A 13204-nucleotide genomic window follows, 5' to 3' on the forward strand; every position below is an offset into this window, starting at 1 on the left:
GGCTTAACTTCAGAATACTTCTGAATAGGAAATCAAAATCATTGCCAGCCTTGAAGAACTGACTTGTCCTCACTTATACCCGCGAAGATTATACAAGACACAAAGGTGATCAACTAATGAAAAAAATATTGTGGTACGGGATGGACTTGAACCACCGACTTGCAGATTTTCAGTCTGCCACTCTACCAACTGAGTTACCGCACCATTGATAATAAAAAACCTGAGGACGTGGGGGAACTCGAATCCCCGCATACCAGTTTTGCAGACCGGTGCATTACCATCTTTGCTACACGTCCATGTATGTCAATAACAATGACTGCGATCGACCCGCAGCCACATAGTACCAAACGCCGCGATCTACGCCACTCTGGCAAAGGAGCTGAAAGCTTATACGTTATTCACTTCGATTCACCCTTTACTAATCGTAACCTGAATCAAATTTTGCACAATGTGGCTTTTGATGGAGTCGAACCACCCGAGTCTGAAGACAACCGCTTTACAGGCGGTCCCGCTACCCCTACGGTATAAAAAGCCAAAATTAATCTGCGGAGAATACAGGATTCGAACCTGTGGACCGGTTTTCACCGACCTCCACTTTAGCAAAGTGGTACATTAAACCCCTCTGACAATTCTCCAATATATGCGGAAGATGGAGGAGACGTCCCCCGTCAGTGTCACCTGCCTCCAGATTTAAATACTGCGCAATTACCAACTCTGGCAATCTTCCAACTGGTCCAAAAACAAAAAACCCGGTAAGATTAAACCTACCGGGTAATATAATATGCTTAGAAAATTTTACTTGGTCATGCACATATGTTTCCCGGTCAGTGAATTGCACTGATAACTACAGAAACTATATGATGACGTGTGCTTCATAACAATATAAAGATACAAAGTGTTTTCAAAATGACAATCAGTATTTCTACTGAATTACAAAAAGAATTCTGAAAATCAGTCTGACTGCGATCTTCCGAGTAAAGACTTGCAACGTGCTTTAAAAATCAATGCTAACAACTTATCGGTAGCAGCATTAGTCTCGGGATCATCCTCCAATTAAGTTAGCAGGTAGGATGCTCAAGACCATCGATAGTTTGACATAATGCGGACGCCTTCATGTGTCCAAAATCAAACCACCATTCAAGCAACCAATGTTAGATTAACAGGTTAAACCCTTAATGCTTTTTCTTCTGGCCGGGTGCATAGGCCTTTGCTGATTTGGACCCATTGGCTTTTTTAGCATGGCCAGGAGGCGTATGATGAACATAGACGTTCCTCGTGCACGAAGCGAAACACAATGCGCATACAGTAGCTACAACGAAAAATAGTTGGCATCTGGTACCTGTTTGATATTTTTTCATATCCTTATAACGTAGAAAAGGGATCTTCAGTATCCGGGGAAATATGACTTCGATCATCTGAGAGAGTTTTTCCCGGAATTATCATCACCCCAAGTTCATACTTGTCAGCTGTTAGATATAAACGAATATCCAAAGGTGAAATCTGCCTTTTTGTTTGCCCGCCTGATTCCAGCGGCTGTACATACATGTCAGTAAAGGACAGTGAAGCTCTGAAAAAGTGCTGCAGTTTTCATAACATAGTCTATGGGTTGTGGTTAAGTTTCTCGATGTCCCCAAGCTTCCATTTTTTTTCAAACAATGGTTTTTCAGGGCCGTAAAGCCGGAATAAAATTTCAAAATGGCCATTCGGGTCAGTGGGAATCCAATTGGATTCCTTTCCTTCAGGTGCTTTGGCACTGAAGTAAATATCTACTGATCCATCAGCGTTTTTTTGCACCTCAGTCGCATTGGATGCACGGCTGGCGCGGGACATATTCTTGATCAGTGCATGTGTTTTTCGGTCGTACACCGTTGCCGACCAATACTGCCTGGTGGGAACATTTGCCGGAACATGGAGACGATAAGTTTCTGCACCGCTTAGAGAATTACCTTCTTTGTCTTTTCCAGAAATAAGATAGATCTGTGCGGTCCCCAAACGTTTGATGCCGATATATCCAATGGCATACGTGAGACTGCGGGCATCCACCGGGTAAATATCGGTTTCAACGTAACCGGATGAGCCGGCCTTGATGAGGTCGGGCATTGCCGGGACTGCCCAATGCGCGTCCGCATTTAATGGGGGAAAACCGGCGTCATACATGACTTCTATGTAATCATGCGCCGCTTTTGCTGCGGCATTCATAATTTCGATTGTTCTTGCATCTGGATTAAATTTTTTGCCCTTTTCTATGCCGATGGTTTTGAGCTGGTCGATCATGACTTTATCACGGGTTAGCCACGGCTGGCTTTGGACAATGCGATCCAGGGACCGAAAAAATTCTATGTTGTAGGGAATGGTCGCATCATACAAAACATCTTTAGCGTCCGTAAACCTTGTTTCAACTGGGTTGCCGGCCTGGGACAAGGGGTAAACTTTCAACCGTTTTCCGTAGGTCACGGCCTTGGCAACATCCGCATCACTGTGGGTTGCCAGATTGGATCGGAACAAGCCATAACCCTCGTAAAAATCAGCATGGAGGACAATATATCCATCAGGTGGCTGTTGCCCGTAACCCGGAGGCAGCACCAGGTACCTGCCGCCGGCCCCTTTATCGGCACCGTAAGGCCCGGCGTCTTCAAGCGGCATTTGAAAAACATTGTCTATGTTGGCGGCGAATGAACCCTCTTCCGCAGGCGGCACGTCAATCACCAAAGGCCCGGCAGCTTTTGTATCGAAAAAGATCATAAAATATATCGCATCGGGATTCGGTGTAAGCGTCTGATTGTGCCAGTCAACAGGCATCGACCAGTAAACAACCTCGTTTTGTTTAGCGGATGTTTTCGTGAGCATTTCCCTGAGCATCAGGTCATAATTTACTGCGGGCATACCCCATATCACCGCCTGGAGGGCACGACTGAAAACCACTTGCTCCCGGATGCCGGACGGTTGAAAAACAAAAGCTTCAGGTTGCGCTTTTGCCGTGAGTTCCACTGACGATGGTGAATAATACTTCTTCATAATTAATTCAAATCGTAAATTTTTAATTTCTCAATGAGCGATTTGCAGCCTTGTCGCTTGTTTTCTACCATGGAATGATTTTATAATGAATCACTCGCTGCCTGGATAGCCAAAACTGCTGAATTAACCAGCAGGCTGGAATTACACTTAACTAACCTCCGGTTACCGGTTCGCTCATTTTTACAATCGCATCGTCTATTGTAAAGGTGTTGGGCTTCTGAATAGGGGGGAAATCTTTAAAAGTGGAAGCGAACGCTTGCACCGCCGCCGACCCAAGAAGGAAGAAGGCACCACACTCGCGCATGTACCAATCGTAATAGGAGTTAGACGTTATGTCTGCATATTCGTATGGATCGGTTCGCAGGTTGTAGATCTTCGGCGCCCGCAATCGCGTAAATGGTTCGAGCCATATGCCAAGGGTGCCCTGGGCCCGCTGTTCGAGGAACACCATCTTCCAATTCTCATAACGTACACCCATGATGTCTCCATCGTCACTGATGTACACGAAAAGCTTGCGCGGACTTTCTTTTTCCTTACCGGTAATGTAAGGAACCAGGCTGTATCCGTCAATGTGATTTTTAAAGGTGCGGCCAATAGCTGTGTAACCTTTTTTTAGTTCCTCAACTATGTTTGGCACCCCTGCCATTTCCAGGAAAGTCGGCAACCAATCGTGATGTTGTATGATTTCGTTGGAGATAGCACCGGCGGGAACTTTGCCCGGCCAGCGAATCAGCAGCGGCACCCGGAAAGCTCCTTCCCAGTTCGTATTTTTCTCGCTGCGAAACGGCGTGGTGGCGGCATCGGGCCAGGAGTTCCTATGCGGCCCGTTGTCGGTTGAGTACATTACGAACGTATTGTCCGCAATCTTAAGTTGATCCAACAGCTCAAGCATCTTGCCCACGTTCTCGTCATGGTCCACCATCGTATCATGATAATCGGACTGCCATTTACCCGCCTTCCCTTTTTTCTCCGGCTTCGGATGGGTAATGAAGTGCATGTGCGTAGTGTTGAGCCACACAAACCAGGGTTGGCCGGTGTCCTCCTGTTTTTTAATAAAATCTATGGCTGCAAGCACAATTTCATCATCAATGTTTTCCATTCTTTTCCGGGTAAGCGGACCGGTATCTTCAATTTTTTGTTTGCCGATACGACCCCAACGCGGCTCTTCGGTTGCATCATCATTGTCGGTGGCCCAGCTATGTATAACACCCCGCGGACCGAACTTTTCTCTGAACCTCGGATCCTTGGGATAGTTTTCTGACTCGGGATCTTCTTCTGCGTTGAGATGATACAGATTACCAAAAAATTCGTCGAACCCATGATTGGTTGGTAACATCCGATTCAGGTCACCGAGATGGTTTTTACCGAACTGCCCGGTAGCGTAGCCCTGCTCCTTCAGCAATGCAGCAATGGTAACGGCCTTATCGGTCATGCCAATCGGCGCACCCGGCATACCCACCTTTGACAAGCCGGTGCGTAACACACTCTGCCCGGTGATGAAAGAGGAACGGCCTGCCGTACAGCTTTGTTCACCATATGAATCCGTAAACATCATTCCTTCCCTCGCCAGGCGGTCGATGTTCGGCGTTTGATATCCCATTAAACCATGAGAATAACAGCTGAGGTTCGAGATACCAATATCATCACCCCAGATGACAAGGATATTGGGTTTACCATTTTGTTTACTTGCTTTTGCCATAATCATTTGTTTAGTTGACTTGAATCGTTTAATTCATTTTTTAACGGACCCTATTGATACAACGTTGTTTATGCTATGAGGCTACTAACAGGAAACAGTCTTAAGCAACTGCGTTTTGATCCCTGTATACCGCATATGGCGCTGGCACCAGGCTGGTGCGAACACCCGTTGCCGTTATTATCATTGGGAAGCTGTTTTTCAGAAGTTATGAAAGCAAAACCCTGAACATCATGTTGTCAAATGCATGTTTTGGGTTTTTAATTGCTTAGTTGCTCACAAGCGAAATACTTATGTTGTCAACTCACAACTTGACTTATCTTGAAAAAATTGTTTTCCAATCATTTTTCATGCTCACGATATACCAGTTATTTTTTTTCGCCGCGTTAATGGAAGCATCATTTTTTTCTCTGTAAGCAAATTCTCTTGCTTCATCATCATGGTTGACCATCAACTGAAACGAGGGATACTTGCTGCCACTGCTGTATCGCAGCATAGCTATATCGCCTTCGCCACCTTCATTGCCGCATGCAAACACCGGTCGCTGACCTATATGCATCTGAATGCTTATAGGTTTTCCTTCTTTATCGTTAATTTGAAACAGCGCGGGCTCCCTGACAATGCTCAGGGTACTGTCTATGAATTTGTATTTGAAGGTAGTACCAATGACCTGGTATTTAGGAATGCCATAAAACTCTTCTGATATCCCTCGTACAAATTCAACCGTACCTCCACTGCATATAAAAATCTTAAACGCATTGGCCCGCAGATACTGCAATAGTTCCAGTTGTGGCTGGTACACAATGTGCCTGACCGGAACATTTTTTCCCGGGTAGGTTGCAGTTGCAAAGAAATCCGTTACCGACGCTTCAAATTCGTCTTCGGTCATGCCGGTATGTGTGGCAGCCAGCACTTGCATAATACCCTTTTCACCATTTCTTTGGAAATAGTCTTTATCATTTTCGAGCACGGCTTTAAAAGGTTGTTGAGACTTTAATGCCGGGTTTGTTGCAACCATTTTTCTAACCCGGTAAAATGCAAACAACTCCTGTACAAGGGGCCGTTCGGCCCATAGTGTGCCATCATTGTCAAAGGTGGCTATACGATCTTTTACGGGAATAAAACCGGAGCTCTGGCTGTCGACCACTTTTTCTATATAAGTGATGATAGCCTTTTTTACATTGCCTTCAGCCCAGGACGGGAGAGGATCCTGGCTATTTTGCTGCGCAGGCAGCGATTGGCCAACAGTAAAGACAAAGAGAAAAACAAACACCTTATGAAAATTCTTTCGCATTACGGATATATTGTTTTCTAACACCGGGAAGATTGACAGTACGTAACTAATAGCCTTATACGCAATCCCGTTGAGGACGCCGCTACCCGGCCACAACTCATGAAAAATCAGATCCACCCTGTTTCACCAATTTAAGACGACAGGATTCTCATAGAGGAAGGATCAAAAAACCAGGAGGGCACAAAGATAAAACCTAGCCCTCGTATGAAAATATCAAGTGGCGATGCGGCTATGAAAAGAAATAACCTCATGGTGATGTCAGTTGGATTGGATCTTGTTTAACTATCAGCAATCCGGGCCGTACAATGTGTTAAGTTTCTTTAAATATCCTCATACATTTTGATAAGACACGTGTGCAAGTGCATTTCCGCCACCATACGAAAAAACACTCAACAATAGAACAATTGGTTATTTTCTGATTAAGTAAGCAAGAGGTGTTTTCAGGCAATACAAAGCGCCAAATTCTTGCAATTAATATCTGATTGTCACAGCGAAACAGACGCAGGAGACACTATTTATCAGCAGTAGCCTTATTCTATACATCCGTTAAAGCTCTTTGCAAAACCCGGAAAAAACACTGGATTATACCGGCACTCCTCAGCACCTAAATTTCCGCCTTTGTAGTTGTCGACTATTTTCTTTACGATGGCAAGCCCGATACGTGTTCCATTATATCTGTCCTTTCCATGCAGCCGTTGGAAAACTTCAAAGATCAGGTCCTTAAACCTAGGGTTGAAACCAATTCCGTTATTGGCAACACTGATATGACCGTAGTTTTTGCTGGTGGATAATCACGGGTGTATAAAGATGTGAAATTGTTTAACTTTTATTGACTTTTTTGACTGAAAACTTAAACACCTGGTTTGTGAATATGGGTGCCAGTTCTGGGAAAGAAGATCTTTAACGTTCTTAACCGGATGAATCCATTTTTTGTCAATTGCTTCGAAACAACGTCAGCTGCTTTGAGCGACGTCCTGTCTTTTTTGTTATTTTGATCCTTGTTCATCTTGTGTACACAACTTTGAATCTTGCAAGTGGTGCCATGCGGGCTTTGTTCAGGATCAGCGTATCCGCATTCAGAATATAATTGTCGGCCATTTGCAATACCCTTAGTAGTTGGGACTCGATCTCCATGTTTGTACAAGCCATTTGTGTAACGATGGCCTTTGACATAGTAATTTTGTTCCTGCTGTCTAATTCGAAATTTCCTGAGAAACTGTTGCAGCCTCCGTTCCCGACAAACCTGCCCTCTTCGTCTTTAAAAATGATGTGTGGTTCATTACGTGAGGCACTATCGATCAGAACCGGCTTCCCATTCAGCTCGGTTAACTTCCAGTATTTTTCGAGGATAGCATAGTTCTGTTTGGTGAAGACGTATCGATGTGCAAGATCACCGGTAATTTTGTTACCGCTTTGGTCTAATTGCGTTAGAGCGTTTTCGCCTACTGCATACGCTTGTGATTGTTGTCCTTCTGTCAATTCGATTGCATTGCCCTTTTCGTTCCATGCAATTTTACCGGCATACTCGGTGGCTGTGGAATCTTTCCCCAGGTACTTAACTTTTACCCGATAGGTAAGGTCTTTATTTATAAAGATGGTTTTTTGGATACCCATGCAATCAGCGCAGGGTGTCACGCCCCGGTAGATTCCATCCCAATCGAGTGAGTTGCGGCTATTATCACCTGTAGTTTCCATACTGGTGTTCTTTGGCTTGGACTGACTGGTACATGCTAATATCAGCATGAGATGAGACAGGAGGAAAGGGATAAGTGTGTATGTTCTCATATCTAGATTTTTTACAAGCAGATGATGATTTCTTACAAATTTCAACTTTCACCCACTTATACAATCATGCACAATATAAGGTTTGATCTAAGACACGGATTAGTAATGGACCCATGTCGGAGTTGCTATTGGGGTAATTGTATTACAAAGGTTGCACCCTCGCCCAACTTCGATTTCGCCTTGATGGTTCCTCCATGATTGTCCACTATTTTTCTGCATACTGACAGCCCCAGCCCCGTTCCCTCAAATTCGTTTTTGGAATGCAAACGGTGGAATGTATGGAAGATTTTCTCACTGTTACTGTCATCAAATCCGATTCCGTTGTCTGCAATACAGATCTCCAGGTTTTGGTTGATTACTGACGGTGTCGGTTTATCTACCACGTAATTATGGGTGATGGTAATGCGCGGTGCCTCACCTTCTCTGCAGAACTTAAGTGCATTGGCAAGCAGGTTTTGGAAAAGCTGCCTCATTTGCGAAACGATCACACGGGCCAAAGGCAATCCATCTGAAATAATTTCTGCCTTTTTGGCTATAATTTGCTCGGAGAGTAAATCTTTTACTTCTCTCAGGATTTCCTCCAGGTCTGCTTCTGTTTTCTGCTGCTCAGCGTCAATAAAGGAAAACGTTAAGATGTCATCCACCATCCGTTGCAACCGCCACGTGCTGTCAGATATTTTGTTAAGTGCCGTATATGACATCTCCGCCAATTTATCCTTTTCGAGCTGCAAAACCCTGGAGGCATAGATAGATATTTTCCGCAGTGGCTCCTTGAGATCATGGCTGGCGATGGCTGCAAACTGTTGAAGATTCTCATTTGATTTTTCGAGTTGTATGGTCTTCCGTTTCAGCTCTTCCTCGATGCGTTTGATAGTCGTAATGTCCTGTACGGTGCCCACCATTTTAAACGGTTTGCCATTTTCCATCGTTACCACACCTTTTGACCAAATGATTTTTTCCTTTTGGTTTCGCAAATACCGGTAAACACATTCATAAATACCAGTTTGAAAGGATTGTCTCATCGCCTCCTGAACTTTTTGGACATCGTCCCGGTGAACATGCTGGATGAACTGTTCGAATTTCTCCATTTGCTCCATTTCGAAAATCCTATAAATCTCCGGCGTGTTTGTAGTTGATTTATTACCCGCTATGTACCATTCGAAACTTCCAATGTAGGCGATGCTTTGCGCTTCCAATAACTGAGCTTCGCGTATGGCAAGCGCTTCACTGATTTCCTTTTCTCCCGTAACGTCAAACGCCACCCCGACCACTTCCTCGATTGTGCCTGCAGGGCCTTTACGAAGAATCGTTTCATAATAGCGTAGCCACTTGTACGCGCCACTCGCGTCTTTTACCCTGCTCTCAAAGGAACAAATTGATCCGGTCCCGTCAGAAAAGGTTGTTCTGCAGTCTTCCGATTTCGCCCAGTCGTCAGGGTTAGTAATTGCCTGATAGAAATTGTTACTCAATCGCTTTAGCTCCTGCGTCGAATACCCCAATAGTTCAGCCAATTTGCCGTTTGAGAAAGTCTCCATTTTGTTTGGCACATTCCGGACATACATAAACCCTGGAACCGCTTTGGATAGCTTCGAGCGGAACTCTTCTTGTTGACGCAATTGATCTTTCAGGATAGCAATGTACGTATTGGCGGAGACTGTGGTACTGGCCAGGATAAAATCGTCAATTTCATCAAGCAGTTCGTGTAGTTGTAGACGGTCTTCGTAGAGTTTGAAAGCAAAGCTTTTTAAAGACTTACCTCTTACATGATTTATTAACGTTATGTCTTCTGCTGCTATATCATACTTTCCTACTACCTGTAATTGGTTAGTGAGCCACCTTTCGGTAGAAACCGAAATTTGTTCTTCGGCATTGTTATTCACCAGATACCACAATATTTCACGTAGAGATGTCAACGCAATGTCTATTATTGCCTCATCAGACAGGTGTCTTAGGAAATTCAATAAAGGAATGTTGTACTGCCTTGCGAGCTGGAGTTGTTCCACCGCGAAAGTCTGAATATGTTCATCCAGTATGAAGTGAGCCAAAATTGGCAAATGCTTATACTTGTAAACGCCGGGGTAATGATTACTCAAAGTCAGTCAGTTAGTAATTGTTGCGGTTGAGGTTAACATTAAATAAAACGTAGTAAGTTACTATTAAAATTTTATTCCATTGATAAGTTGCCCGCGCATAGCCTGATCGCGTTTCTGTTATGTAAAGAGTAGCTTCGCCGTCGGTTTATCCGATAGCTTGAATGTCTATATCCCTATCAACGTTTGTTTTAGCGGCAGCGAAATGATAAAAGTTGCCCCTTCATCTATTCGCCCTTTTGCCTGGATACTGCCACCATGCCTTTCTACGATCCTTTTACAAAGTGAAAGTCCCAACCCCGTTCCTTCGTATTTGTCTTTTGAATGAAGCCTGGTAAACGTCTCAAATATTTTTTCTGCCTGTTCCTGATCGAAGCCTATTCCATTATCATTGAAAAAAATCTGAGCGGACTCTTTACCCCCCTTATCAACTATTGCTGACCCTATAGATATGATAGGAGGCACGCCACTTCTTGCGAACTTTATGGCGTTGTTCATGAGGTTGTAAAAAAGCTGGTAAAGTAAAATCGAAGAACCTTCCACAGACGGTAAGTCTTTGTAGAATATCCGTGTTCCTGTCTGCTGGATCAAGACTTCCAAATCAATTTCAATATTTTTAAAGACATCATTCAGGTTCACCATCTCCACAACTTATTTCGAAGCGTCAATAGTAGAAAAATTGAGTACGCCCTCGATCATAATAAACATTCTATCGGTAGCTTTTTTTACTTTATCCAGGTATACCCGGGATTTTGTATCAAGTACGTCCTGGAGTTCATTTTCCAGGCGACTGGCGAAGGTCTTAATTTTTCTCACTGGTTCTTTCAGATCATGCGAGGCAACATGTGCAAATTGCTGAAGGTTGTCATTTGATAGTTGTAATGCTTTGGTTCTTTCTGTAACGAGTTTTTCTAACCTTTCAGTAAAATGCCTTTGTTGTGTAATGTCCCTGAAATACCAGATCCAGCCATAATTCGTCCCATCGTCTCCAGTTACAGCATTGCCATAGCGTTCAATTATGCGACCGTCAGCAAGGAGAATTTCCTCATGTGCAATTTCATCGGGATGTTCATAACAGTACGCCACACGTGCTCTAAAAGCTTGCGGGTCAGATACCTGGGTCATTGCAAATTCCAAGGCAGCGAAATCATCTTTTGCATTAATTATTTCTTTCGGAATGTTCCAAAGTTTAGCAAAATGATGGTTAAAGGATATCATTGCACCCTTCGTATCTACAATTAAAATGGCGTCTGGGATGGCATTATTCTGTGCTTCCAAAAGTGCCTTACGATAGATAATTGCATTCTCTGCCAGTTTGCGGTCTGTAATATCAACAGAGGAACCAACAAAGCCGAAATATTCACCTTCACTGCCAAAACGAGGAGTACCGTGGCTTAACAGCCATCGCCACTCGCCATCTGCTCTTTGCATCCGGCATTCCATCTGGTAAGGAATGCGGTTGATAGCGGCATTTCGAACCACCCCACCCGCAAACACGATATCATCCGGGTGAATAGCAACTTGCCAGCTCCTGCCTTGCTCCAGGTCATCTTCAGTATGCCCGGTAAACTCCCGCGCTCTGCTGTTATAGTAAGTAGAGTTTCCATTTTCATCCAGCGTCCAGATCATAACAGGCGATGCATCGGCCATAGAACGGAAGCGCTTCTCGCTTTCCCTTATTTTATCCTCTGCCAGCTTTTGCTCGTGGACGTCAAGTACCGTACCAATCATACCTTCGAAACTACCATCTGGTGCAAACTTCGGCTCGCCCCGGTCAAGGGCCCACCGGTACTCGCCGCTTTTATGCCGCAGGCGGTAAAGGAAGGAATACGGCTGCTGCTTTTCAGTAGCTTCAAGAAAAAGGCGCCCGGCTTCCTTCGCATCGTCAGGATGCGTCGCCTTTAACCAGCCAAAGCCTTCGGCTTCACCTGGTGTCTGACCTGTGTAATCGTACCAATTCCTGTTCAGATAAGTGCAATATCCATCGGACCTGGTGATCCAGATAATCGCAGGTACCGTATCAGTCAATCGGCGAAAGTAAGCCTCACTTTCTTCTATCTTTTTTCTTGCCAGGACATTCACACTGACATTTCGGGCCATGACCAGGATACCCACAATGCTTCCATCAACATTACGATACGGTTGGTAGGAAAAATCAAAATATACCGTTTCCTGCACTCCACTTTTTCGGGTGAACGTGGCAGGAACTTCCTGGCCGTAGAATGGTTCGCCCGTATGTAAAACCTCAAGGAGCAGATCATGAAATCCCTGGTCCTTCATTTCTGGCAAGAGCTCAAGAAAAGTCTTTCCTATCGCATCTGACCCTACCTGCCAAAGATCAAAAAGAGCCTGGTTGGCTGTATCCAGCACGAGGTCTTCTCCCATTAGAATCAGGATTGGGTCTTTTGCTTCTTCAATAACTGCTTTAAACTTATGACGAGACTCGACTTGCCTGGTAACATTATGACCAACCGCAAGAACTCCAACTGGCTTTATCTGCCCGTTCTCATAATAAGGCTTGTAAACAAAATCAAAATAGAACACCGCTTCCTTGCCCTGGCGTTTTAACAGGATAGGATATTCATGTCCATGATATGGGTTGCCCGTTTGAATTACCTGATCTAAGAGCTCTTTGAATCCCTGCTCTTTCAACTCAGGTATTGCCTCAAAAAGCGATTTACCTAGCACCTCTGCCGTTCTGCCCCATATCTCCAGCAGGTTATCATTTGCCAATTCTATTATGTATTCAGGTCCCTTCACTACACCAATAGTAACAGGTACCTGCATAAAAAGATCATAGGATGTCTCAAGGCTGCTTATCCGGTTTACCGGGTGTTCCGTTTTCCCCTGCAACGTCATCTCTACTGCTGTATGAATGATATACGACACTTCGCCGTTTTGACCTATAACAGGTTTATTCACTGCTGACCAGTAGCGCTCAGAGAAGGTTCCATCTTCATTCGCGAGGTCGTCCCGAACCAGGGGCATTTGGTCGGGCACCTTTTGCTGGATAGCTTTTTCCAGCGATGCCCTGAATTGCTTTACACCGGTTTGCTGCGAATCGTCGGGCGCCTCAGGAAAAGCATCAAACATACCTATGTTAATCAACTGTTCCTTTGATCGTCGGAAGGTCTTTTGGTAGTCGTCCGTAACAGCTACAATGGTAAATAAAGGTGAATTAGGAAGTAAGACAATACTATTGCCAGGCATTGCTTCAAAAACTTGCAGATCTATCGATGTTCTAACGGAGACTGACACACTCATACTCAAAGGGTAACATCGAAGTTAAGAAAAAAAGGACTAAAATTTAATGCGCTAAGAAAA

The 13204-nt window shown here is 44.3% G+C and carries 9 protein-coding genes, 4 tRNA genes and 1 pseudogene; all 14 read right to left on the reverse strand.

Annotated elements, in window-relative coordinates; translation table 11 throughout:
- Window positions 1–131: 131 nt before the first annotated feature.
- Window positions 132–204: transfer RNA gene (locus ACX0G7_RS21115), tRNA-Phe, on the reverse strand.
- Window positions 205–223: 19 nt separating this feature from the next.
- Window positions 224–296: transfer RNA gene (locus ACX0G7_RS21120), tRNA-Cys, on the reverse strand.
- 155 nt (window positions 297–451) lie between these two features.
- Window positions 452–534: transfer RNA gene (locus ACX0G7_RS21125), tRNA-Tyr, on the reverse strand.
- Window positions 535–546: 12 nt separating this feature from the next.
- Window positions 547–635 (reverse strand) — tRNA-Ser (locus ACX0G7_RS21130).
- 537 nt (window positions 636–1172) lie between these two features.
- Window positions 1173–1415, reverse strand: a complete 243-nt coding sequence (locus ACX0G7_RS21135; RefSeq protein WP_458925512.1) for a hypothetical protein — start codon at window positions 1413–1415, stop codon at window positions 1173–1175.
- Window positions 1416–1599: 184 nt separating this feature from the next.
- Entirely contained in the window at window positions 1600–3015 is a 1416-nt protein-coding gene (locus ACX0G7_RS21140) for a DUF1254 domain-containing protein (protein WP_458925513.1), read from the reverse strand.
- Window positions 3016–3166: 151 nt separating this feature from the next.
- The gene (locus ACX0G7_RS21145) at window positions 3167–4714 is read right to left on the reverse strand and encodes an arylsulfatase (protein ID WP_458925514.1); all 1548 of its coding nucleotides are present in this window, start codon (window positions 4712–4714) and stop codon (window positions 3167–3169) included.
- A 313-nt stretch (window positions 4715–5027) separates the two neighbouring features.
- On the reverse strand, window positions 5028–6005 hold the full coding sequence (locus ACX0G7_RS21150) for an HAD family hydrolase (protein WP_458925515.1): 978 nt from the start codon (window positions 6003–6005) through the stop codon (window positions 5028–5030).
- Between the two features lie 530 nt (window positions 6006–6535).
- Window positions 6536–6772, reverse strand: a pseudogene (locus ACX0G7_RS21155) (ATP-binding protein); the annotation flags it as partial.
- Between the two features lie 83 nt (window positions 6773–6855).
- Entirely contained in the window at window positions 6856–7011 is a 156-nt protein-coding gene (locus ACX0G7_RS21160) for a hypothetical protein (protein WP_458925516.1), read from the reverse strand.
- Complete coding sequence (locus tag ACX0G7_RS21165; protein ID WP_458925517.1) at window positions 7008–7790, reverse strand: copper resistance protein NlpE N-terminal domain-containing protein; 783 nt, start codon at window positions 7788–7790, stop codon at window positions 7008–7010. Before ACX0G7_RS21165 ends, ACX0G7_RS21160 begins: the two co-directional genes overlap by 4 nt.
- A gap of 125 nt (window positions 7791–7915) precedes the next feature.
- Window positions 7916–9883 carry a PAS domain-containing sensor histidine kinase gene (locus ACX0G7_RS21170; protein WP_458925518.1) on the reverse strand — a complete coding sequence of 656 codons (1968 nt, stop codon included), beginning with the start codon at window positions 9881–9883 and terminating at the stop codon, window positions 7916–7918.
- A 165-nt stretch (window positions 9884–10048) separates the two neighbouring features.
- Window positions 10049–10522 carry a sensor histidine kinase gene (locus ACX0G7_RS21175; RefSeq protein WP_458925519.1) on the reverse strand — a complete coding sequence of 158 codons (474 nt, stop codon included), beginning with the start codon at window positions 10520–10522 and terminating at the stop codon, window positions 10049–10051.
- 9 nt (window positions 10523–10531) lie between these two features.
- Window positions 10532–13144, reverse strand: a complete 2613-nt coding sequence (locus ACX0G7_RS21180) for a PAS domain S-box protein (protein WP_458925520.1) — start codon at window positions 13142–13144, stop codon at window positions 10532–10534.
- Window positions 13145–13204: the final 60 nt, after the last annotated feature.

Source organism: Flavitalea antarctica (genome assembly GCF_054461535.1).

Coding starts and splice junctions, on each gene's coding strand:
- ACX0G7_RS21145 (WP_458925514.1), bottom strand. CDS start 4,714: ATGGCAAAAGCAAGTAAACAAAATGGTAAACCCAATATCCTTGTCATC.
- ACX0G7_RS21175 (WP_458925519.1), bottom strand. CDS start 10,522: ATGGTGAACCTGAATGATGTCTTTAAAAATATTGAAATTGATTTGGAA.
- ACX0G7_RS21150 (WP_458925515.1), bottom strand. CDS start 6,005: ATGCGAAAGAATTTTCATAAGGTGTTTGTTTTTCTCTTTGTCTTTACT.
- ACX0G7_RS21165 (WP_458925517.1), bottom strand. CDS start 7,790: ATGAGAACATACACACTTATCCCTTTCCTCCTGTCTCATCTCATGCTG.
- ACX0G7_RS21135 (WP_458925512.1), bottom strand. CDS start 1,415: ATGATCGAAGTCATATTTCCCCGGATACTGAAGATCCCTTTTCTACGT.
- ACX0G7_RS21160 (WP_458925516.1), bottom strand. CDS start 7,011: ATGAACAAGGATCAAAATAACAAAAAAGACAGGACGTCGCTCAAAGCA.
- ACX0G7_RS21180 (WP_458925520.1), bottom strand. CDS start 13,144: ATGAGTGTGTCAGTCTCCGTTAGAACATCGATAGATCTGCAAGTTTTT.
- ACX0G7_RS21140 (WP_458925513.1), bottom strand. CDS start 3,015: ATGAAGAAGTATTATTCACCATCGTCAGTGGAACTCACGGCAAAAGCG.